Genomic DNA, 22,209 nt, shown 5'->3' on the forward strand with positions numbered 1-22,209 from the left:
AGGCCATGGCAGATCGCCTGATCGACCCACCACGCGCGCGCCGCCCTGCACCGGGGCGGCCGGTCCTGCGCGAGTACGCGCTCGCCACGCTCGCGGCGCTGCTTGCGCTGGCCCTCGCTGCGGTGGCGGATCGCTACCTTTCGGTGGCCAACCTGTCGCTGGTCTTCCTCACCGCGGTGCTGGCGGTGGCGGTGCGCACGCGCATGACCGTGGCCGTCTATACGGCCGTGCTGTGCTTCCTGGGCTACAACTTCTTCTTCACCCCGCCGCGGCACACGCTGATGATCGCCGACGTCGACGACGTGATGGCGGTGAGCCTGTTCCTGGTGGTGGCGCTGGTGTGCAGCCGGCTGGCGACCCGGCTGGCCAGCCAGGTGGAATCGCTGCGCGCGGCGCAGGCGCGCTCGCGCGCCCTGCTGCAACTGGGCCAGCGCCTGGCCGGCAGCCTCGGCATGCCGGCCATCCGCCAGGCCGGGGCGGATGCGATGGCGCAGGCGCTCGAGGTGAAGGTGTCGATCCTGGCGCGCGAGGGCGACGACGCGCCGCTGCAGGTGGTGGCCACGGCGCCGGAGGCACAGGCGCTGGAGCCGGAGGACCTGGCCGCCGCCGACTGGAGCGAACGGCATGCCCGGCCCGCCGGTCGCGGCGAAGGGGGCCTGCCGGACGCCGCTTGCTGGATGGCGCCATTGGGCGACGCCGGCCATCGGGCAGGCGTGGCTGCGCTGCATTTCGATGGCGCCGGACCGGATGCCGACCGTCGCGGCCTGGCCCTGGCCATGGCCCGCGACATCGGCCTGGCGCTCGAGCGCGCCCGGCTTGCCGCGGCGCTGGAGGAGGCTCGCGTGCAGGGCGAGACCGAGCGCCTGCGCAACGCCTTGCTAGCCTCGGTATCGCACGACCTGCGCTCGCCGCTGTCCGCGATGATCGGCGCCGCCGGTACGCTGGCGAGCTACGAGGAGCAACTGCCGCGCGGCGAGCGTCGGGAACTCATGCAGGCGATCCTCGAGGAAGGCCAGCGGCTGGATCGCTACATCCAGAACCTGCTCGACATGACCCGGCTCGGGCATGGCGGGCTGACGCTCCGCCGCGACTGGGTCGACGCCGGCGAGATCGTGGCGGGAGCGGTGGAGCGGCTGCGCCGGCTGCATCCCGCGCAGCGCGTGGAAACCGTGCTGCCACGCGATACCGTGCTGCTGTACGTGCATCCGGCGTTGATCGAGCAGGCGCTGTTCAACGTGCTGGAAAACGCCGCGCACGTCTCGCCGGCGACGGCGCCGGTGCGCGTGGTCGCCGGCGTGGCCGGCGAGCAGCTGGAGATCGAGGTGATCGATCGCGGCCCCGGCATTCCCGAGGCCGAGCGGGCGCGCATCTTCGACATGTTCCATTCCGTGTCGCGTGGCGACCGCGCGGTGAAGGGCACCGGCCTAGGCCTGTCGATCTGCCGCGGCATGGTCGGCGCCCACGGCGGCAGCGTGGCGGCCTTGTCGGCGGAGGGCGGCGGCACCATCCTGCGCATCACGCTGCCGCTTCCACCGGCGCCTGAGGCGACCGCATGAATCCCGCCGCACCGCGCGTGCTGGTGATCGACGACGAACCGCAGATCCGCAGGTTCCTCGACATCGGCCTGCGCGCGGAAGGCTATCGCGTGCTGCTCGCCGCCACGGCCGCCGAGGGCCTGGCGATCGCCGCCACGCAGTCGCCCGACCTGGTGATCCTGGACCTTGGCCTGCCCGATCGCGACGGGCAGGACGTGCTGGCCGACCTGCGCCAGTGGAGCGCGGTGCCGGTGCTGGTGTTGTCGGTGCGCAGCGCCGAGGGCGAGAAGGTGCGGGCGCTGGACCATGGCGCCAACGACTACGTCACCAAGCCGTTCGGCATCCAGGAACTGATGGCGCGGCTGCGCGTGCTGCTGCGCGCACAGGCGGTCGCCGGCAACGGCGCCGACCCGGTGCCCCGCTTTGACGACGGCTGCCTGAGGGTGGACCTGGCGCGGCGCGAGGTGAGCCTGGATGGCGCGCCGCTGGCGCTCACGCGCAAGGAATTCGCGGTGCTGGCCATGCTGCTGCAGCATGCCGGGCGCGTCGTCAGCCAGCAGCAACTGCTGCGCGAGGTGTGGGGGCCGAGCCACGTGCAGGACACGCACTACCTGCGCATCGTGCTGGGCCGCCTGCGCCAGAAGCTCGGCGACGATCCGGCCGCGCCGCGCTGGCTGAAGACCGAGCCGGGCGTGGGCTACCGCTTCCTGGGCTGATGGCGGCGGCTGCCCGGCCGCGTCGGCGACCGTCCGGGGCTTGGGTGTACCTTCATCGGGCAACCGCAGCGCGACGGGGAGGCGCGCCGTGGTTCGACAAGGCCACGCTGCCTGTCATCCGGAGGAGGTCCCCATGAGCGTTCGTCGCATGCTTCGCCTGCTCGCCATCGGGCTGTTCGTCGGTTGGATGCCGGCGGCCCTCGCGCAGGCCGCCACCGCTTCGACGGTAATCGCCGGCAAGGCGCGCTTCGAATTCCTCACCGCGTCGCTGGTGCGCATGGAGTACGCGCCCAGCGGGCGCTTCGTCGATGCACCCACGGCGGTGGTGCAGCAGCGCGACTGGCCTGCGGTGCAGGTCCGTTCCACACAGGAGCAGGGCTGGCTGGTCCTGGCTACCGACGCGGTGACGCTGCGCTACCGGCAGGGCAGCGGCCCGTTTTCGGCGGACAACCTCGAGGTGACCTGGCACGGTCCCGGTGGCCGCCCGAGCCATTGGCATCCGGACCAGGTGGACGATCAAAACCTCGGCGGGCTGACCTATTCGCTCGACGACCTGCGTTCGGCGAACGTGCCCGCCGATACGCGGGACAGCCCGGACGGCGTGGTCATCCCGGGCATCGAGGTGCCGCTGCGCAAGGCCACGCCGGGCCTGCTCAGCCGCAACGGCTGGGCACTCGTCGACGACAGCCGCACGCCGATGTGGAACGCGCGCACGCAATGGATCGAGCCGCGGCCGGACGCCTCCGGGCAGGACTGGTACCTGTTCACCTATGCCAGCGACTACCACCGCGTGCTGCGCGACTATGCGGCACTGTGCGGCGCCATCCCGATGGTGCCGCGCTACGTGTTCGGTCCCTGGATCACCGATTTCAATTTCGAGTATTTCCCCGGTACCGCCGAAGCCGCCCGGCCGGATTTTCGCCGCTACGACCAGCAGGCGTTGCAGGGAGAGGTCACGCGGCTTCGCGGCGACGGCATCCCGGTCGACACGCTGGTGCTGGATTTCGCGTGGCACAACTACGGTTGGGACGGTGGCTACGACTGGAGCCCGCTGATCCCACGGCCACGGCAGTTCATCGACTGGCTGCACGCGCGTGGCATCAGGCTCGCGCTCAACGACCATCCCGGTTACGCCAACACGAGGGAGAGCATTCTTTCCTTCAGCGACACCCACGCGCCGCAGGTGCTGAAGGATCTCGGCCAGCCGCAGCCACCCAGGCCCGCGTTCGACGAGGACGTCTCCAGCCACTGGCGCTTCGCCACCGATCCGCACGATGAAGGGCTCGCTCAACGCTGGTTCGCGCCGGGCTTCGACGACGGCCGCTGGAAGCCCATCCGCACCGACCTGTCCTGGCAGGAACAGGGCTGGCCGGACTACCAGGGACCGGCCTGGTACCGCACGCGGGTTCGACTCCCGCCCAGCCTGCCGGCGCACCTGTACCTCTACCTGGGCGAGGTCGCGCAGGACTACCGGCTGTTCGTCAACGGCAAGGAAGTGCCGCACAGCCACGTGCAGTGGCCGCGTCGGCTGACCACGGCGGACATCGCGCCCTACGCCAGGGCCGGCCAGCCCAACGTGATCGCCCTGCGGGTGGTGCCGGGCAAGCGCGGCGGCGGCATCCTGCGCGGGCCGGTCGCATTGCGCGACGTGCCGGCGCCGGGACGCATCGCGTTCGATCTGTCCGACAAGGCGCAGGCCGATGTCTTCATGCGCGACCTGCACCAGCCTCTGATGCGCCAGGGCGTGGACCTGTGGTGGGTCGACGGAGGCAGCGGCGCCGCGAGCATGCCGGGGCTCGATCCGCAGATGTGGACCAACAAGGTCTTCTACGACCACGCGCAGCGCGCCACCGGCGAACGCGCCTTCATCCTGGGCCGCTACGGCGGCTGGGGCAGCCAGCGCTATCCCGGCTTCTTCACCGGCGATACCTGGTCGGAGTGGCCGGTGCTGGCCTACGAGGTGGCTTACACCGCGCGCGGCGGCAATGTGGGCGTGGCCTACATGAGCCATGACATCGGCGGTTTCCACGACGGCAGGATCGACTTCGACCTCTACGCGCGCTGGATCGAGTTCGGCACCTTCAGCCCGATCCTGCGCATGCACAGCGCCCACGCCAACCCGCGCGAGGGCAACCTGCGCATGCCCTGGGTGTACGGCGGCAAGGGCGTGGCGCTGATGCGCAAGTACTTCACCCTGCGCGAGCAGCTGCTGCCCTACCTCTACACGCAGGCCTGGCTGGCGCACCGCGACAGCCTGCCGATCCTGCGCCCGCTCTACCTGGCCTGGCCCGAACGGGACGAGGCCTACCGGCACCCGTACGAATACCTCTTCGGCGAATCGATGCTGGTGGCGCCGGTGCTCGCGCCCGATGGCGACGTCACCATCTGGCTGCCGCCCGGCTCCTGGATCGATTTCTTCACCGGCAAGCGCCACGCGGGCGGCCGCAGCTTCCGCGCGCACTATGCGGTGGACCAGATCCCCGTGTTCGTGCGCGAGGGCGCGATCGTGCCCGAACAGGAACCGGCGGCTTATTCCGACGCCAAGCCGCTGGACCCGCTCATCGTCAACGTCTACGGCTCTGGCGACGGGCGATTCGAACTCTACGAGGACGACGGCCACTCCCTGGGCTACGCCAGTGGCCAGTACGCGTTGACACCGATCACGCATGCCAGCGAGGCGAACGGCGGGCAACGGCTGGTAATCGGGCCGGCGCACGGTCGCTATCCGGGGCAGCTCATGGCGCGCGCCTATGAGTTGCGCCTCCATGCGGCCGCCAGGCCCGCCGACATCCTCGTCGACGACCGCAAAGCCGATGGCTGGACCTGGGACGAGCGCAGCTCGACCGCGGTGCTGCGCGTGCACAGCCGCTCCGTGCGGGATACGCTCACGGTCCGCTGGTGACAGACACTCCCGGAATCGATCTGACCGGAGTTTTGCCATGCCGATCCGCCTGGACCACATCATCGTTCCCTCGCGCGACCGCAAGGCGGCGGCCAGGCTGCTTGCCGGTCTGCTGGACGTGCCCTGGTCGGAGGACACCCCGGCGGGCCCGTTCTCCCCGGTCTACGTGAACGATGAGCTCACCCTGGACGTGGGCGAGCTCGGCGGATTCTCGATGCAGCACTACTGCTTCCGCGTCGGCGAGGCCGAGTTCGATGCCATCCTCGCCCGGCTGCAGGCCAAGGGCATCGCCTACCGCAGCACGCCGATGGGCGCAGTGGACATGCAGGTGAGGAATTCGCCGGGCGGCGGCCGCAACGTGTACTGGAGCGAGCCGGATGGGCATGCCTGGGAAATGCTGACGGTGAGCTACGCCCGGATGCCTCCTCAGGAGACTTGAACGCGCGGGCAGCGCCGCGACAAAAGGAAACGCCGCCGGTGATGCCGGCGGCGTTGGTTCGTTCCGGTCTTCCAGCGACCCGTCAGGACACGTTCGGTTCGCTGAACGCCTCGATCTCTTCCTTGAAATCGTTGATTGGCACGCAGCTGCAGAACACGTTCTTGTCGCCGTAGATGTTGTCCACGCGGGCCACCGGCGACCAGTACTTCTGGAACTTCAGGCTGGGCAGCGGGAAGGCGGCCAGCTCGCGCGGGTAGGCGTGGGTCCACTCGGTGGCCGACACTTGGGTGGCGGTGTGCGGCGCGTGCTTGAGCGGATTGTCCTCGCGGTCCAGGCGGCCGTCCTCGATCGCGCGGATCTCGTCGCGGATCTGGATCATCGCGTCGATGAAGCGGTCCAGCTCCTGCTGCGACTCGGACTCGGTCGGCTCGACCATCAGCGTGCCGGCGACCGGGAAGCTCAGGGTCGGCGCGTGGAAGCCGAAGTCGATCAGGCGCTTGGCCACGTCCTCGGCGCTGATGCCGGTGCTCTCTTTAAGCGGGCGCAGGTCGAGGATGCACTCGTGCGCCACCAGGCCGTTGCGGCCGGTGTAGAGCGTCTCGTAGTGCGGCGCCAGGCGCTTGGCGATGTAGTTGGCGTTGAGCAGCGCGACCTGGGTGGCGCGGCGCAGGCCTTCGCGGCCCATCAGCGTGATGTACATCCAGCTGATCGGCAGAATGGAGGCCGAACCGAAGCTCGCCGCCGAAACCATGCCCACCGGCGTGTCCTCGCCGAGCTTGCGCGGCAGGAACGGGGCCAGGTGCGACTTGACCGCGCACGGGCCCACGCCGGGGCCACCGCCGCCGTGCGGGATGCAGAAGGTCTTGTGCAGATTGAGGTGCGAAACGTCCGAACCCCACTTGCCTGGCTTGGCCACGCCGACCAGCGCGTTCATGTTGGCGCCGTCGGTGTACACCTGGCCGCCGTGCTGGTGGACGATGTCGCAGATGGCGACGATGTCCTCCTCGAACACGCCATGCGTGGAGGGGTAGGTGATCATCAGCGCGGCGAGGCGGTCGGAATACTTCTCCGCGTTGCGGCGGATGTCCTCCACGTCGACGTTGCCGTTGGCGTCGCACTTGGTCACCACCACCTGCATGCCGCACATCTGCGCGGAGGCCGGGTTGGTGCCGTGGGCCGACTCGGGAATCAGGCAGATGTCGCGATGGCCTTCGCCGCGCGAGCGGTGGTAGGCGCGGATCGCGAGCAGGCCGGCGTACTCGCCCTGCGCGCCGGAGTTGGGCTGCAGGCTCACCGCGTCGTAGCCGGTGCACTCGACCAGCATCGCTTCCAGGCCGTCGATCAGCTCCTGGTAGCCCTGGGTCTGCGCGGCCGGCGCCAGCGGATGGATCTGGCCGAACTCCGGCCAGGTCACCGGGATCATCTCGGCGGTGGCGTTGAGCTTCATGGTGCACGAGCCGAGCGGAATCATCGTGCGATCCATCGCCAGGTCCTTGTCGGCCAGCGCGCGCATGTAGCGCAGCAGCTCGTGTTCGCTGTGGTGGGTGTTGAACACCGGGTGGGTGAGGAAGGCGCTCTGGCGCAGCAGTGTGCGGGGCAGGGCGTCGTGCACGGCGGCGTCGAGCGCGTCGATGTCGGCCTCTGCGCCGAACAGGCCGGCCAGCGCGACGACGTCGGCGCGGGTGGTGGTCTCGTCGAGGCTGATGCAGACGCTCGCCTCGTCGACCGGGCGCAGGTTGATGCGCGCGGCCTCGGCCCTGGCCAGGACGGCCTTGGCGTCGATGCCGGTGACGTGCAGCGTGTCGAAGAACCCGTCGCCGACCTTCACCCCGGCGCGGCGCAGCGCGACGGTCAGGATCACCGCCAGGCGGTGCACGCGGCGGGCGATGCGGGTCAGGCCCTCGGGGCCGTGGTAGACCGCGTACATGCTCGCCATTACCGCCAGCAGCACCTGCGCGGTGCAGATGTTGGAAGTGGCCTTCTCGCGGCGGATGTGCTGCTCGCGCGTCTGCAGGGTCAGGCGGTAGGCCTTCTTGCCCTCGGCATCGATGGAGACACCGATCAGGCGGCCGGGCATCGAGCGCTTGTAGGCGTCGCGGCAGGCCATGAAGGCCGCGTGCGGGCCGCCGAAGCCGTAGGGCACGCCGAAGCGCTGGGTGTTGCCGACCACGATGTCCGCGCCCCAGTCGCCGGGCGCGGCGATCAGGGTCAGCGCCAGCAGGTCGGTCGCCACGCAGACGATGCCGCCGCGCGCGTGTACGGCGTCGGCCAGCGCCTTGTGGTCGCCGATGTGGCCGAGGGTGTCGGGGTACTGCAGCAGGATGCCGTAGCTGTCGACCGTGGCCGCGTCCTGGTCGCTGCCGACGTGCAGTTCGATGCCCATCGCCTCGGCGCGCGTCTTGAGCACCTCGAGCGTCTGCGGATGCACGCGCTCGGACACGAAGAACACATTCGACTTGGACTTGCCCGAGCGCTTGGCCAGCGTCATCGCCTCGGCCGCCGCGGTGCCTTCGTCCAGCAGCGAGGCGTTGGCGATTTCCATGCCGGTCAGGTCGGCGCACATGGTCTGGAAGTTGATCAGCGCCTCCATGCGGCCTTGGGAGATCTCCGCCTGGTAGGGCGTGTAGGCCGTGTACCAGGCCGGGTTCTCCAGGATGTTGCGCAGGATGACGTTGGGCGTGTGGGTGCCGTAGTAGCCCTGGCCGATGAAGCTCTTGAACACCTGGTTCCTGTCGGCGATCGCGCGGATCTTCGCCAGCGCGTCGACCTCGCTGATGGCGGAGGGCAGCTCCAGCGCGGCGGGCGACTTGATCTTGCCCGGCACGATGGCGTCGGTCATCGCCTCGAGCGAGTCGTAGCCGATCGTGCGCAGCATCTGCGCGATCTCGGCGTCGTTGGGGCCGATGTGACGCGCGATGAAGGCGTCGTGGTGTTCCAGGTCGCGCAGCGAGGGGTTCTTGGTCTGGCTCATGGCGGGCGTCCGAAGGCAACGCGTGCATGCCGCACGCGGGGCGCCCCTCTGTCCTTTTGCCTGAGAGTTTGGAAGCTGCTCGTCGGGTGACGGTCGCTTCGTGCCCCTTCGGCGGCGGATTCAACCGCTCTCTCCAGAGTTTTTGCACGCGGCGGTATCGGGCCTGAGCGATTACGGGCGTTGCGTCTTCGGCAGCGGGCTGTTCCCCGCTTCTCCCGCCGCGTGCGAAGGGGCGATTATACAGGCCGGCCACTGCCTCGCGTGCGCGATCACCTTAACGGCGGAAGCGTGCGGCAGGCGCCTGTACGATGCTTTTCCCCCGCCACAGGAGCTTTCCATGCCCCCGTTCCGACTCGAACAGATCGACCACGTGGTGCTGCGCGTGCACGACCTGGCGGCGATGCAGGCGTTCTACTGCGACGTGCTCGGCTGTACCGAGGAGCGGCGCCAGGACGCCATCGGCCTGGTGCAACTGCGTGCCGGCACTTCGTTGATCGACCTGGTGCCGCTGGACGGCAAGCTCGGCCGCCTCGGCGGCGCTGGACCGGGCAAGGAAGGCCACAACATGGACCACCTGTGCCTGAGCGTGGAGGGCTACGACGAGCAAGCCATCGTGGCGCACCTGAAGGCACACGGCGTGCGCGTGGGCGACATCGGTTCGCGCTACGGCGCGCAGGGCGAAGGACCGTCGATCTACTGCTACGACCCGCAGGGGAACATGGTGGAGCTGAAGGGGCCGCCGGCCGCCTCGAACTGAGCCTCTTCCCTCCGGGGAGAGCGTTGGGTGAGGGGGCACTCTTGCGGTGGACGTGCTACGTGCGGTCTTTATGTAAGCGCGGCAGTGGCGGCCAATCCCGCGAGCCCCGACCCCTCACCCCGGCCCTCTCCCCGGAGGGGAGAGGGAGCAAAGGGCGGAAACGAAAAAGCCCGCCTTGCGGCGGGCTTCATCTACAATTGGTGCCCAGGAGAGGACTCGAACCTCCACGGTTTTACCCGCTAGTACCTGAAACTAGTGCGTCTACCAATTCCGCCACCTGGGCAGGTGTCGCGCGACCCGTTCGGGCTGCGCGAGCCGCGTAGAGTAGGCACCTCCCCCAAGCTTGTCAACACTTCGTTGATAGGAATTTCATCGCCGCGCGCGCCATGCTGCGCGGCGCTCAGACACAAGGACACTACGTGACCCGAAAGAAGACATCCCGCACCGGCAAGGGCGGCGATACCCGCGCAGACACCCGCGCACCGAAACCCCGCTCACGCCGCGCACCGCCGGCCGCCGCACCGGCCTCCAGGGGCGGGCGCGATCCGTTCGCTGAACGTGAGGCGCAACGCTACGAGCGGCCGATTCCCAGCCGCGAGGCGATCCTGGCGCTGCTGGACGAGCGTGGCGAGATGCTCAGCGAAGCGCGCATCGCCGAGGCGCTCGGCCTCCACGACGAGTACGAGATCTCTGCGCTGCGCAAGCGGCTCGGCGCGATGGTGCGCGACGGCCAACTGCTGCAGGGTCGGCGCGGCGATTTCGCGCCGGTGCGCAAGCTGGACCTGATCCCGGGCGTGGTGCTCGCCAACGCCGAAGGCTACGGCTTCCTGCGTCCGGACGAGGGCGGCGACGATCTCTACCTTTCGCCGCAGCAGATGCGCACCGTGCTGCACGGCGACCGCGTGCTTGCCAGCGTGGTCGGCATCGACCGTCGCGGCCGCCGCCAGGGCGCCATCGCCGAGGTGCTGCAGCGGCGCTCGCCGCGACTGGTCGGCCGGGTGGTGGTCGAGAACGGCGTGACGCTGGTGTCGCCCGACGACCGGCGCCTGCATCAGGACGTGATGGTTCCGCCGGGGCAGGAGCAGGGCGCCCGTGCCGGCCAGATCGTGGTGGCCGAGATCACCGATCCGCCCACGCCCCATCGCGGCCCGCTGGGCCGCATCGTCTCGGTGCTGGGCGAGCGCCTGCAGCCCTCGCTGCTGGTGGAGATGGCGATCGCCAGCCACGACCTGCCGCACGAGTGGCCGGCCGAGGTGCTGCGCGACGCCGCGCAGGTCGAGCCGGAGGTGACCGCCGCCGAGCGCCAGGGCCGTACCGACCTGCGCAAGCTGCCGCTGGTAACCATCGACGGCGCCGACGCGCGCGACTTCGATGATGCGGTCTACGCCGAGCCGCGCCGTGGCGGCGGCTGGCGGCTGGTGGTGGCGATCGCCGACGTCTCGCATTACGTCAAGGTCGGCAGCCCGCTGGACCGCGAGGCCTACGAGCGCAGCACCTCGACCTACTTCCCGGGCTTCGTCGTGCCGATGCTGCCGGAGACGTTGTCCAACGGCATCTGCTCGCTCAATCCGAAGGTCGAGCGGCTGTGCATGGTCTGCGACATGCAGATCGACGCCGACGGCGAGGTGGTGAAGTCGAAGTTCTACGACGCGGTGATGCGTTCGCACGCGCGGCTGACGTACGACATCGTGTGGCAGGCGGTGGGCCTGCTCGACCCGGAGGCGCGCGACCAGGTCGCCGACGTGCTGCCGCAGCTCGAACACCTGCACACGCTGTACAAGGCGATGGCCGCGCAGCGCAAGCGCCGCGGCGCGATCGACTTCGAGACGCCGGAGGTCAAGTTCCGCCTCGACCAGCGCGGTGAGGTCGAGTCGATGGGCGCCACCGAGCGCAACGACGCGCACAAGCTGATCGAGGAGTGCATGATCGCCGCCAACGTGCAGGCGGCCACGTTCCTGACGAAGAAGAAGATTCCCGCGCTGTTCCGCGCGCACGAGCCGCCGCCGGCGGAGAAATACGAGGACCTGCAGCAGTTCCTGCGCGAGTTCAAGCTGCGCATGCCGCCGGTGGAGGAAGTCACCCCCGGCGACTTCGCGGACGTCCTGCGCATGGTGCACGACCGGCCCGAGCGCGAGCTGATCCAGTCGGTGCTGCTGCGCGCGCAGAGCCTGGCTGCCTACCAGCCGGAGAACCGCGGGCATTTCGGCCTGTCGCTGGAAGCCTATGCGCACTTCACCTCGCCGATCCGCCGCTATCCGGACCTGCTGGTGCATCGAGCGATCCGCTATGCGCTGACCGGCGGCAAGCCGAAGGATTACGTCTACACGCCTGCCGAGATGGCCGCCATGGCCGTGCATTGCTCGCAACGCGAGCGGCGTGCGGAGGAGGCCGAACGCGACGTCGACGAGCGCTTCAAGACCGCATGGCTGTCCAAGCACGTCGGCAGCGAGTTCGACGGCGTGATCACCGGCGTCACCTCGTTCGGCCTGTTCGTGGAACTGGAGGAGTCGCGCGTGTCGGGCCTGGTGCACATCAGCCAGTTGGCCAACGACTATTACCACTTCGATCCGGTCCGCAAGCTGCTCAAGGGCGAGCGCACCGGCGAGCAGTTCCGCCTGGGCGACCACGTGCGCGTGCAGGTGCTGCGCGCCAGCCTGGAGGACCGCAAGATCGATTTCCGCCTGGCGCCGCGGCGCGAGCAGGCACCGCCGCCCAAGGCGCCGCGCAAGGCCTACGACTACAGCGCCAGCGGCGAGCGTTACTCACTGCCCAGGCCGGCCGCTGCACCGACCGCCCAGCCGACCGGCATGTTCGGCCGCGCTGCCCGGGCGGTGGGCCGGGCGTTCGGGCGCGGCGCGCCGGCAGCGCCCGCGCCCGCGGTGCCGGTGCCCGCCATCGGCGATAATCGCGCGCTCCGGGGGAAGGCCAAGATGGTATCCGAGGCCACGGGCCGACCGGCCGTGCCATCCGACTCCGGTCAACCGAAACTGCGGAGCAAGGTGACCAAGACGGCTTCCGAAGCGCTCGGCCGGCCGGCCATTCCGCCCGAGGCGAAGTCGCCGAAGAAGGGCGGCCAGGCAGGCAACCGGGCCAAGGGCAACCGCGCAAGGAACAACCCCAGCGGGCCGGGCACGACCGGCGGCGGCAAGCGCAAGGCACTGGAGGCCGCGTCCGCCGCCGCCAAGCGCCCGGGCCGGCAACGCAAACCGAAGGGCAAGGCATGAGCGAAAGCTGGATCGTCGGCATCAACCCGGTCGAGGGCGCACTGGCCAACGACGTCGCGCGCGTGCGCGAGGTGCTGGTGGACATTGCCACCGCGCAGCGCAACGCGCGCATCAAGGAGCTGGTCGACCGGGCGCGCGCGCACCACATCCCGGTACACCATCGCCCGCGCGAGCAGTTGGACAAGCTGGCCGGGCAGGCGCGCCACCAGGGCATCGTGGCGCTGTACGAGCCGCCGCCGATGGCCCACGAGGGCGAACTGGCCGGCCTGATCGAGCGCGACGGCATGGAAACGCTGGTGCTGGTGCTCGACGGCGTCACCGACCCGCACAACCTGGGCGCCTGCCTGCGCTCGGCCGCGGCGGCCAAGGTGACCGCGGTGATCGTGCCGAAGGATCGCGCCGTCGGCCTGACGCCCGTGGTGCGCCGTGCGTCGGCCGGCGGCGCCGACCGCGTGCCGCTGGTGGCGGTCACCAACCTGGCGCGCACGCTGCGCGAACTGAAGGACGCCGGCGTGTGGATCACCGGGCTGGCCGGCGACACCGAAACATCCGTCTACGAGGTCGACTTCCGTGGCCCGGTGGCCGTGGTGCTCGGCAGCGAGGGCGAGGGCATGCGCCGGCTCACCCGCGAGCTGTGCGACTTCGTGGCGAAGATCCCGATGCCTGGGACGATGGAAAGCCTCAACGTTTCGGTCGCCACCGGCGTGGTGCTGTTCGAGGCCCTGCGCCAGCGCGGAGAGAAGCGATGAGCACGCTGTTCTGGTACGACTGGGCCGGATTCGTCGGCGTGGTGCTGGTGCTGCTTGCGTTCCTGCTGTTGCAGGCCCACAAGCTGCATGGCAACGGGCTGACCTATCAGCTCATGAACGTCTTCGGCGCACTGGGCGTGACGCTGTCGCTGCTGTTCGGCAGCTTCAACGTCTCGGCGTTCGCGCTGGAGGTGGCGTGGATGGCGATCGGCATCTTCGGCATCGTGCGCAGCGCGAGGCGGCGGCAGGCGAAAAAGGCGGCCGGGCCGGACGTGTAGGTTCGTCGCAAGGCTTCCCCCATCCGCCCTCCGTGGAACGGGGAAGGATTCGAGTGCCGGCTACCCGTCGGGATTCGGGGACGTCGCCTACCGAGCCTTCCCCCGCTCCGCGGGGGAAGGTGCCGACAGGCGGATGGGGGAGGGCTTGCCTCAACCCAGCCTGGGCATCTCTGGGTTCGATGTGAGGTCGCGCTTGTCCCGCTGCTTGTCCAGCGGTTCGCCGTACACCTGGTACCACAGGTTCTCCGCGATGTTGGTCGCGTGGTCGCCGATGCGCTCGATGTTCTTGGCCATGAACAGCAGGTGTGTGCACGGCGTGATGTTGCGCGGGTCTTCCATCATGTAGGTCAGCAACTGGCGGAAGTAGCCGGTGTAGGCCTCGTCCAGCTCGGCGTCGCGCTTCCACACCTGGTAGCCGCGTTCGGCGTCCTGCGCGGCGTAGGCGGCCAGCACGTCGCGCACTTCGGCGGCGGCGAGCTTGGCGAGCAGCCCAAGGCCGCTGGTAGGCGCCACCGGTGCAACCATCGACAACGGGATCGAGCGCTTGGCCACGTTGGCGGCGTAGTCGCCGATGCGCTCGATGTCGGATGCGATGCGCAGCGCCGCGAACACGTTGCGCAGATCGCCGGCCATCGGCGCGCGCAGGGCGAGCAGGCGGACCACGTCGTGGCTGATCTCCTGCTCCAGGGCGTCGATCGCGTCGTCGTTGGCCACCACCCGTTGCGCGGCGCGGTCGTCGCGACGCTCGACCACGTCGATCCCGGCTTCCAGCTGCGCGGCGGCGAGCTCGCCCATGCGCACGATCTCGCCGGTCAGCCGCGCCAGTTCGCTGTCGTAGCTCTTGATGATGTGGTCTTTGGCTGTGGTCATGGTCTTGTCTCGTGGATGGAGCGGGAACAGGGAACGGGAAATGGGGAACATGCAGATTGCCGCAGAGCTGCTGTTCCCGCTCCCTGTTTGTCCGCATTTCAGCCGAAGCGCCCGGTGATGTAGTCCTCGGTCTGCTTCCTGCCGGGCTTGGTGAAGATCTTTTCGGTGTTGTCGAACTCGATCAGCTCGCCCAGGTACATGAAGGCGGTCTGGTCGGACACGCGCGCCGCCTGCTGCATGTTGTGGGTGACGATCACGATGGTGAACTGGTTCTTGAGCTCTTCGATCAACTGCTCGATGCGGCCGGTGGCGATCGGGTCGAGCGCCGAGGTCGGCTCGTCCAGCAGCAGCACCTCCGGCTTGAGCGCGATGGCGCGGGCGATGCACAGGCGCTGCTGCTGGCCGCCGGAGAGGCCGAGCGCATTGGCCTTGAGCTTGTCCTTGACCTCGTCCCACAGGGCGGCGCCACGCAGCGCCTGCTCGACGCGCGATTCCATTTCGGCGCGGGACAGCCGCTCGTGGTGGCGGATGCCGTAGGCGACGTTCTCGAAGATCGTCATCGGGAACGGCACCGGCTTCTGGAACACCATGCCGACCTTGCTGCGCAGGCGGTTGAGCGAGTAGCGCGGGTCGAGGATGTTCTCGCCGTCCAATTCGATCGAGCCGGCGGCCTTGAGCTTCGGGTAGATCGCGTAGATCCGGTTGAAGATGCGCAGCAGCGTGGACTTGCCGCAGCCGGACGGCCCGATGATGGCGGTCACCTGCTTCTCGGGGACGTCCATCTCGATCCCCTTCAGCGCGTGGAAGCCGTCGTAATAAAAGTGCAGGTCGCGCACCTTCAGCTTCGGCTCGACCAGCGGCCGCGCCGCGCCGGGCGCCGGGTTGAAACCAGCGGCGTTGAGGTCGATGGCGGGATCAGTCATGGGACACCTTGGAACGGGACAGCAGCAGGCGGGAGGCGAGGCTGAGCAGCAGCACGAACAGCGTGACCACCAGGGCGCCGGCCCAGGCGAGCGCGTGCATCGTCTCGCCGGGGTCGTTGGCGTACTGGTAGATCACCTGGGGCAGGCTGGACATCTTGTCCAGCGGGTTGAGCGTCATGAAGTTGTTGCCGAAGGCGGTGAACAGCAGCGGCGCCGTCTCGCCGCTAATGCGCGCGAGCGCCAGCAGCACACCGGTGACGATGCCCGAACGCGCGGCGCGCAGCAGGATCTGCGAGGTGAGCTTCCACTGCGGCACGCCCAGCGAAAGCGCCGCTTCGCGCAGGGTCGAGGGCACCAGCCGCAGCATCTCGTCGGTGGTGCGCACGATCACCGGCAGCGCGATCAGCGCCAGCGCCACGCCGCCGGCGAAGCCGGAGAAGGTGGTGTTGCCGTCGGTCAGCGCCGTGCTCGGCAGCACGATGATGGTGTAGACGAACAGGCCCATCACGATCGACGGCGCCGACAAAAGAATGTCGTTCAAGAAGCGGATGCTCTCGCCGAGCTTGGTACGGTTGGCGTACTCGGCCAGCCACGTACCTGCCAGCACGCCGATCGGTGTGGCGATGGCGATGCCGACCAGGTTGATGATCAGGCTGCCGACCATCGCGTTGGACAGGCCGCCCTGGTCGCCGTAGGCGGTGATTTTGGTGAACAGTTTCCAGTCGATCGCGGCGAGGCCCTGGCGCAGGGTTTCCCACAGGATCCAGGTGAGGAAGGCCAGGCCGAACAGGGTGGCGGCGGTGCCCAGCGCCAGCGCGAGCGCGTTGGTCAGGCGGCGGCGCAGGTAGAGCGCGTTCATCAGCGGCCCTCCCGGCTGGCCAGCCGACGCAGCATCAGCCGCGCGATCAGCAGCACGATGAAGGTAACCACGAACAGCAGGAAGGCGAGCGCCATCAGCGCGGACTTCTGCAGGCCGACGGCCTCGCTGAACTGGTTGGCGATGGTCGAGGCGATCGAGGCGCCCGGGTCGAGCAGCGAAGCGGACAGGTCCATCGCGTTGCCGAGCACGAAGGTCACTGCCATGGTTTCGCCCAGCGCGCGGCCGAGCCCCAGGAAGACGCCGCCGATCACGGCCGAGCGCGTGTAGGGCAGTACGATGTCCCAGACCACTTCCCAGGTGCTCGAGCCCAGCGCGTAGGCGGACTCCTTCAGGCGTGTGGGCACGGTCTGGAACACCTCGCGCATCACCGAGGAGATGAACGGGATGATCATGACCGCCAGCACGATGCCCGCGGTGAGGATGCTCGCACCGAACGGGTAGTCGCTGGCGAACATCTTGCCGACGAACGGCACGTGCGATGCCACCCACGACGGATGGCCGTCGTCCGGGTTGTTGCCCAGGTAGTTGGTGAGCCACGGCTTGACGTGCTCGGCGAAGAACGGGGCGAAGACGAACAGGCCCCACATGCCGTAGATGATCGAGGGGATGCCGGCGAGCAGCTCGATCGCCGAGGCGACCGGCGTGCGCAACCAGCGCGGCGCGACTTCGGAAAGGTAGAGCGCGATGCCGAAGCTCACCGGCACCGCAATCAGCAGCGCGATGAAGGAGGTGGCGAGGGTGCCGTAGACCGGCACCAGCGCGCCATAGTCCTGGTTGCCGGGATCCCAGGCGGAGCTGGTCAGGAAGTGCCAGCCGAAGGTATGGAATGCGTCCCGTCCACCCCACAGCGTGGCGAAGGCGGCGCCGAGCAGCGCCGCCAGCACGATGAGCGCGCAGGTTTTCAGCGCGCCGGCGAACAGCCGGTCGTGGCGGGCGTCGCGGGCGGAGCGCTGTTCGGAATCGGCGGTGGCGGCTGGGATGGCGGACATCAATGGGTTCGTCAGAAATCAGCCGTCATTCCCGCTCGCGCGGGAATGACGGCGAAGGAGGGAGGCCTCTGCCGCACGCGGAGAGGCCCGCGGCTCAGTGCTTGTACTGCGAAGCCCAGTACGCCTCGATCTTCTGCACCAGGCTCTGCGGCAGGGCGACGTAGTCGAGCTGGGCGGCCTGCTGCTGGCCGTTTTCCAGCGCCCACTTGAAGAAGTCGAAGGCGACCTTGCTGTGCTCGGCGTTCTTCGGCTGCTTGTACATGATCACCCAGGTTGTCGCGGTGATCGGCCAGGCCTTGGCGCCCGGGGCATTGGTCATGATCAGGTTGAAGTCCTTGGCGCTGGCCCAGTCGGCCGTGCCCGCGGCGGCGGCGAAGCTGTCGGCGTTCGGCGCGACCACGTTGCCGGCGGCGTTCTTCAGGTTCACCCAGCTGATCTTGTTCTTCACCGCGTAGGCGTACTCGACGTAGCCGATCGCGCCCTTGATCTGCTTGACGTACTGCGACACGCCCTCGTTGCCCTTGCCGCCGACGCCGGTCGGCCAGTCGACCGAGGTGCCGAACTTGACCTGGCTGGCCCACTGGGTGCTGACCTTGGACAGGTAGTTGGTGAAGTTGAACGAGGTGCCCGAACCGTCGGAGCGGTGCACCACGGTGATCTTGCCGGCGGGCAGGGTCATGCCGCTGTTCAGCGCGGCGATCTTCGGGTCGTTCCAGTTCTTGATCTTGCCCAGGAAGATGTCGGCGAGCGTGGCGCCGTCGAGCTTGATCTGGCCGGCCTGCACGCCGGCGATGTTGACCACCGGCACGATGCCGCCGACCACCACCGGGAACTGGCCCAGGCCGAACTTGGCCAGGTCTTCGGCTTTCATCGGGGCGTCGGAGGCGCCGAAGTCGATGGTGCCTTCCTTGATCTGCGCGATGCCGGCGCCCGAGCCCACCGACTGGTAGTTGAGCTGGTTGCCGGTCTTCTCCGCATAGGCGGCGGACCACTTGGAAAGCACCGGGTAGACGAAGCTCGAACCGGCGCCGGTGATGTCGGTGGCCTGGGCGGCGTTGGCGCCCAGCAGCGTGGCAGCGGCCAGCACGGCGGCCGTACCGAGGCGGGAGACGGTAGTGGTTGCTTTCAACACGGTCAGTCCTCTCAAGGTGTGCGTCGCGGGTGGATTCCCGTGGCCGCATTTGAGGTCAGGCGTGTTGCAATGAAATGAGATGAATGTTGCAGCGTGATGACACGCCGCATGTGGCGGTCATCCGCGGGCTCAGCCCAGCGTCAATCCGACGTGGTCGCGCTCGAGCGTTTCCAGGCGGCGCCAGCGGTTGACGATGGCGCAGAACAACTCGGCCGTGCGCTCGGCATCGTAGATGGCCGAGTGCGCCTCGCGCCCGTCGAAGGCATGCCCGGCCGCCTGCACCGCCTTGCTCAGCACGGTCTGCCCGTAGGCCAGGCCGCTCAGCGTGGCGGTGTCGAAGCAGCTGAAGGGGTGGAACGGGTTGCGCTTGTGCCCGCAGCGGCGCACGGCGGCGTTGAGGAAGGCCAGGTCGAAGGCGGCGTTGTGGCCGACCAGCACGGCGCGCTGGCACTCGCTCTCGCGCATGGCCTGGCGCACCGGCGCGAACACGTGCTCGAGCGCCTGCCGCTCGGACAGCGCGCCGCGCAACGGGTTGTCCGGGTCGATGCCGGTGATCTCCAGCGAGCGCGGATCGATGCGCGCGCCCGGAAAGGGCTCGACGTGGGTGAACGCGGGCGGCCGTGGGTGCAGGTACCCCTCGCCGTCCATCGCGAGCGTCACCACGGCGATTTCCAGCAGCGCATCGCGCTCGGCATCGAAGCCGCCGGTCTCCACGTCGACGATCACCGGCATGAAGCCGCGGAACCGCTCGCACATGCGGGCGGCCATGCTGTTGCTCACGTATTCCATCGGACAAGCATATCAGCGCGGCGCGCGCCGCCCGCGAAACCGGCGTCTGCGCGAACGCGTGCACTGTCTTTTTCCTGTCATGCAAACGGCACGGAACCGTAAAGGGAACGACGCATCCTGCCCGCCGTCCCTGCCAGGCCATCCGGATCGAAGGGGGCGGTCGAGGGGTTCCTACCAACAGTGGAGAGACACATGCGTTCGAAGATGCTCGTGGTGGCGATCGCCGCCGGTTTGGGCCTGGCAGGCGCCGGCGTGCACGCGGCACCGGCCCCGCAGGATGCGCAGTCGGCTGCGCGCAGTGCCGAGGTCGAGCAGCTCAAGGCCCAGCTGGCCGCACTGCAGGCCAAGATGGACGAACTGGAGCAGCGCACCGATGCGCAGTCCGACATCAACGTGAGCACCGGCCGGAACATCGAGGCGCTGCAGAAGACGCAGGCCAGTTCGGCCTCGTCGCTCGACCAGGCGCTGGCCGATACCAAGTTCTCCGGCAAGATGTTCTTCGACTTCTCGAACATCGACCAGAAGAACAGCGACACCGGCAAGACCGACGCCTCCGGCACGGGCCTGGACGTCAAGCGCTTCTACCTGGGCGTGGATCACAAGTTCAACGACATCTGGTCGGCGAACCTGACCACCGACTTCAACTACGTCAGCTCCGACGGCGAGACCAACCTGTTCGTCAAGAAGGCCTACGTGCAGGGCAAGTTCGACCAGGCGGCGGTGCTGCGCATCGGTTCGGCGGACATGCCGTGGATCCCGTTCGTCGAGAACTACTACGGCTTCCGCTACGTCGAGAACACCCTGACCGACCGCCTGAAGTACGCCAACTCGGCCGACTGGGGCCTGCACCTGGGCGGCGATCTGGGCGCCAACAAGGTCGCCAACTACGCCGTGTCGGTGGTCAACGGCGGCGGCTACAAGAACCCCAGCCGCAGCAAGGGCGTGGACGTCGAGGGCCGCGTCGGCTTCGTGCCGTTCGAGGGCATGGTGGTGGCGGTGGGCGGCTACAGCGGCCACCTCGGCAAGGAAACCGAGAGCATCGATGCGCCGCAGACCGCCCAGCGCGGCGACGTGATGGTCGCCTACGCGGACAAGAAGGTGCGCGTGGGCGCCGAGTACTTCACCGCCAGGAACTGGGGCAACCTGGTGCTGAGCCCGGTCGAGGACAAGGCCGACGGCTATTCCTTCTGGGCCTCGTTCGCGCTCACCGACGACGTGGCCGTGTTCGGCCGCTACGACAACGCCAAGCTCAGCAAGGACCTGGATGGCGAGGCCAAGGACGTCTACTACAACCTCGGCCTGCAGTACCAGGTGACCAAGGGCTTCAAGCTGGCGGCCGTGTGGAAGCACGAGAAGGCCGACCATTCGGTCACCGATCCGGTGCCGCCGCATGTACAAAACGTCAAGACGAACGAGATCGGCGTATTCGGCGAGGTCGCGTTCTGAGGCGAACGCTGCCTTGGACAGTTTTTGAACAAACCTTCACACGGCGCGTGGATCATTAGCCGGGTGTCAAGGAGTGGTTATCGGAAGGGAGTTCTACCCAGGGAGGGACAACGGCGGGCCGCAAGCCCGCCGTTATTTTTTTGGGTGTGCGAACCGTCCATCCGGGACTTGCCTGCCGCCGCAGGGCAGGGCGTGCATCTTCACCGTGCATGCTTCCGGTGGGCAGGCGCCGTGGTATTACCATCGCGCGTCGCAAGCCATTCGGAGTCCGCCATGCACATCCGCAAGCTCACCGACCGGGTCAGTGTTTCGCCGCAGATCCTGCCCGGGGAACTGGCCGACCTCGCGGCCGCCGGTTTCCGCAGCGTCATCAACAACCGCCCGGATGGCGAGGCCGAGGAGCAGCCGGACGGCGCCGAGATGGCGCAGGCCGCCGCCGCGCATGGCCTGGCCTACCGCCACATTCCGGTGGTGCCGGGGCATTATGAGCCCGAGGTCATCGACGCCATGGCGCAAGCGCTCGACGAACTGCCTGCTCCCGTGCTCGCGTTCTGCCGCACCGGCACGCGCTCGACGTCGTTGTGGGCGCTGCAGGCCGCGCGCAATATCGATGCGGAGGTGCTGGTGAAGATGTCCGGCGAGGCCGGTTACGACCTCGCCGCACTCGCGCCGCGGTTGCGGGCGATGCGCCATGGTTGAGGAAGCGCCGCGCCTATCGCTGCTCCGGCACGCGGCACGATGAGCCTGTCGCCCGAGGCCGGCGAACTGCTGGCGGTGCTCTGCGGCTCGGCCGTGGGATTCTCGCTCGCGCTGATCGGCGGCGGCGGCTCGATCCTGGCCACGCCGCTGCTGCTCTACGTTGTCGGCGTGCGCGATCCGCACGTGGCGATCGGTACCAGTGCGCTTGCGGTCTCGGCCAATGCCTTCGCCAACCTGTGGCCGCACGCGCGCGCAGGCCACGTTCGCTGGCGCGCGGCGTTCGTGTTTGCCGCGGCCGGCGTGCTCGGCGCCTGGCTGGGCTCGAGCGTGGGCAAGGCGATCGATGGCCACCACCTGCTGGCGCTGTTCGCGATGCTGATGCTGGTGGTCGCCTTCCTGATGCTGCGTGGACGCCGCGGTGGCGGGCCGGATCGCTATCCCTTGCCGAACACGCTGCCGCGGTTGGGTGCGGTGGGCGTCGGCGCCGGTGGCCTGGCCGGCTTCTTCGGCATCGGCGGCGGATTCCTGATCGTGCCCGGGCTGATGTTCGCCAGCGGCATGGAAATCATCAACGCGATCGGCACCTCGCTGTTCTCCGTCGGCACCTTTGCGCTGACCACCGCCGGCAACTATGCGGCATCCGGCCTGGTCGACTGGCGCATCGCCGCCGAGTTCATCGGCGGCGGCGTGGTCGGCGGCTGGCTGGGGGCGATGGGTGCGCACCGCCTGGCGGGGACGCGCGGCGCGCTCAACCTGGTGTTCGCCGGCGTGATCGTGCTGGTGGCGATCTACATGCTTTACCGGTCGCTGGGGCAGATTGCCTGAGCGAACCGTAGGGTGGGCTTCAGCCCACCGCTTCGACGGCACCCGAGAGCGGTGGGCTGAAGCCCACCCTACGTTTCACGCTGCC

General features: G+C 68.7%; 18 protein-coding genes, 1 tRNA gene and 1 riboswitch. Of the genes, 11 read left to right on the forward strand and 8 right to left on the reverse strand.

From position 1 onward, the window contains the following. Window positions 1-5: 5 nt before the first annotated feature. The 4 genes from AAIL17_RS09620 (at window position 6) to AAIL17_RS09635 (ending at window position 5,592) form a co-directional block, all read left to right on the forward strand. The gene (locus AAIL17_RS09620; RefSeq protein WP_424682614.1) at window positions 6-1,556 is read left to right on the forward strand and encodes an ATP-binding protein; all 1,551 of its coding nucleotides are present in this window, start codon (window positions 6-8) and stop codon (window positions 1,554-1,556) included. Then, window positions 1,553-2,251 (forward strand): response regulator, encoded by a 699-nt coding sequence (locus tag AAIL17_RS09625; RefSeq protein ID WP_424682615.1) that lies wholly within the window; start codon window positions 1,553-1,555, stop codon window positions 2,249-2,251. The genes AAIL17_RS09620 and AAIL17_RS09625 overlap by 4 nt, the downstream gene beginning before the upstream one ends. A 133-nt stretch (window positions 2,252-2,384) precedes the next feature. After that, window positions 2,385-5,153: a TIM-barrel domain-containing protein gene (locus AAIL17_RS09630; protein WP_424682616.1), complete on the forward strand. Its 2,769-nt coding sequence runs from the start codon at window positions 2,385-2,387 to the stop codon at window positions 5,151-5,153. A 37-nt stretch (window positions 5,154-5,190) separates the two neighbouring features. After that, window positions 5,191-5,592: a VOC family protein gene (locus AAIL17_RS09635; RefSeq protein ID WP_424682617.1), complete on the forward strand. Its 402-nt coding sequence runs from the start codon at window positions 5,191-5,193 to the stop codon at window positions 5,590-5,592. An 82-nt stretch (window positions 5,593-5,674) separates the two neighbouring features. Here the strand turns inward: AAIL17_RS09635 and gcvP are convergent, their stop codons facing one another. Continuing rightward, window positions 5,675-8,563: an aminomethyl-transferring glycine dehydrogenase gene (gene gcvP / locus AAIL17_RS09640; RefSeq protein ID WP_424682618.1), complete on the reverse strand. Its 2,889-nt coding sequence runs from the start codon at window positions 8,561-8,563 to the stop codon at window positions 5,675-5,677. 38 nt (window positions 8,564-8,601) lie between these two features. Beyond that, window positions 8,602-8,710: riboswitch (glycine riboswitch) on the reverse strand. A 190-nt stretch (window positions 8,711-8,900) separates the two neighbouring features. On the opposite strand from gcvP, the gene AAIL17_RS09645 reads away from it, so the two are divergent. Next, complete coding sequence (locus tag AAIL17_RS09645) at window positions 8,901-9,320, forward strand: VOC family protein (protein ID WP_424682619.1); 420 nt, start codon at window positions 8,901-8,903, stop codon at window positions 9,318-9,320. Between the two features lie 198 nt (window positions 9,321-9,518). Here the strand turns inward: AAIL17_RS09645 and AAIL17_RS09650 are convergent. Next, window positions 9,519-9,603 (reverse strand) — tRNA-Leu (locus AAIL17_RS09650). 136 nt (window positions 9,604-9,739) lie between these two features. Here AAIL17_RS09650 and rnr point away from each other — a divergent pair. The 3 genes from rnr to AAIL17_RS09665 are packed head-to-tail and all read left to right on the forward strand — an operon-like array spanning window position 9,740 to window position 13,571. Beyond that, window positions 9,740-12,544, forward strand: coding sequence for a ribonuclease R (rnr, locus tag AAIL17_RS09655; RefSeq protein WP_424682620.1), 2,805 nt, complete (start codon window positions 9,740-9,742; stop codon window positions 12,542-12,544). Then, on the forward strand, window positions 12,541-13,293 hold the full coding sequence (rlmB, locus tag AAIL17_RS09660; protein WP_424682621.1) for a 23S rRNA (guanosine(2251)-2'-O)-methyltransferase RlmB: 753 nt from the start codon (window positions 12,541-12,543) through the stop codon (window positions 13,291-13,293). Before rnr ends, rlmB begins: the two co-directional genes overlap by 4 nt. Further along, window positions 13,290-13,571 (forward strand): CBU_0592 family membrane protein, encoded by a 282-nt coding sequence (locus AAIL17_RS09665; protein ID WP_424682622.1) that lies wholly within the window; start codon window positions 13,290-13,292, stop codon window positions 13,569-13,571. The genes rlmB and AAIL17_RS09665 overlap by 4 nt, the downstream gene beginning before the upstream one ends. Before the next feature lie 150 nt (window positions 13,572-13,721). Here AAIL17_RS09665 and phoU read toward each other — a convergent pair whose 3' ends face one another. The 6 genes from phoU to rnt all read right to left on the reverse strand — a co-directional run bounded on the left by phoU (window position 13,722) and on the right by rnt (window position 19,154). Continuing rightward, window positions 13,722-14,441, reverse strand: coding sequence for a phosphate signaling complex protein PhoU (gene phoU / locus AAIL17_RS09670; RefSeq protein ID WP_424682623.1), 720 nt, complete (start codon window positions 14,439-14,441; stop codon window positions 13,722-13,724). Between the two features lie 98 nt (window positions 14,442-14,539). Continuing rightward, complete coding sequence (pstB, locus tag AAIL17_RS09675; RefSeq protein WP_424682624.1) at window positions 14,540-15,364, reverse strand: phosphate ABC transporter ATP-binding protein PstB; 825 nt, start codon at window positions 15,362-15,364, stop codon at window positions 14,540-14,542. Then, window positions 15,357-16,223, reverse strand: coding sequence for a phosphate ABC transporter permease PstA (gene pstA / locus AAIL17_RS09680; RefSeq protein WP_424682625.1), 867 nt, complete (start codon window positions 16,221-16,223; stop codon window positions 15,357-15,359). The genes pstB and pstA overlap by 8 nt, the downstream gene beginning before the upstream one ends. Beyond that, a complete protein-coding gene (gene pstC, locus AAIL17_RS09685) occupies window positions 16,223-17,233 on the reverse strand; it encodes a phosphate ABC transporter permease subunit PstC (protein WP_424682626.1) in 1,011 nt (336 codons plus the stop codon). Before pstC ends, pstA begins: the two co-directional genes overlap by 1 nt. Before the next feature lie 94 nt (window positions 17,234-17,327). After that, complete coding sequence (gene pstS, locus AAIL17_RS09690) at window positions 17,328-18,365, reverse strand: phosphate ABC transporter substrate-binding protein PstS (RefSeq protein WP_424682627.1); 1,038 nt, start codon at window positions 18,363-18,365, stop codon at window positions 17,328-17,330. A 129-nt stretch (window positions 18,366-18,494) separates the two neighbouring features. After that, complete coding sequence (gene rnt / locus AAIL17_RS09695) at window positions 18,495-19,154, reverse strand: ribonuclease T (RefSeq protein WP_424682628.1); 660 nt, start codon at window positions 19,152-19,154, stop codon at window positions 18,495-18,497. A gap of 192 nt (window positions 19,155-19,346) precedes the next feature. Here rnt and AAIL17_RS09700 point away from each other — a divergent pair, with 192 nt between their 5' ends. The 3 genes from AAIL17_RS09700 (at window position 19,347) to AAIL17_RS09710 (ending at window position 22,124) form a co-directional block, all read left to right on the forward strand. Continuing rightward, entirely contained in the window at window positions 19,347-20,600 is a 1,254-nt protein-coding gene (locus AAIL17_RS09700; protein ID WP_424682629.1) for a porin, read from the forward strand. A gap of 273 nt (window positions 20,601-20,873) precedes the next feature. Next, window positions 20,874-21,299, forward strand: coding sequence for a TIGR01244 family sulfur transferase (locus tag AAIL17_RS09705; protein ID WP_424682630.1), 426 nt, complete (start codon window positions 20,874-20,876; stop codon window positions 21,297-21,299). A gap of 39 nt (window positions 21,300-21,338) precedes the next feature. After that, window positions 21,339-22,124, forward strand: a complete 786-nt coding sequence (locus AAIL17_RS09710; RefSeq protein WP_424682631.1) for a sulfite exporter TauE/SafE family protein — start codon at window positions 21,339-21,341, stop codon at window positions 22,122-22,124. Window positions 22,125-22,209 lie beyond the last annotated feature (85 nt).

It is taken from the genome of Frateuria sp. YIM B11624 (genome assembly GCF_049727805.1).
GTDB lineage: Bacteria > Pseudomonadota > Gammaproteobacteria > Xanthomonadales > Rhodanobacteraceae > Frateuria_A.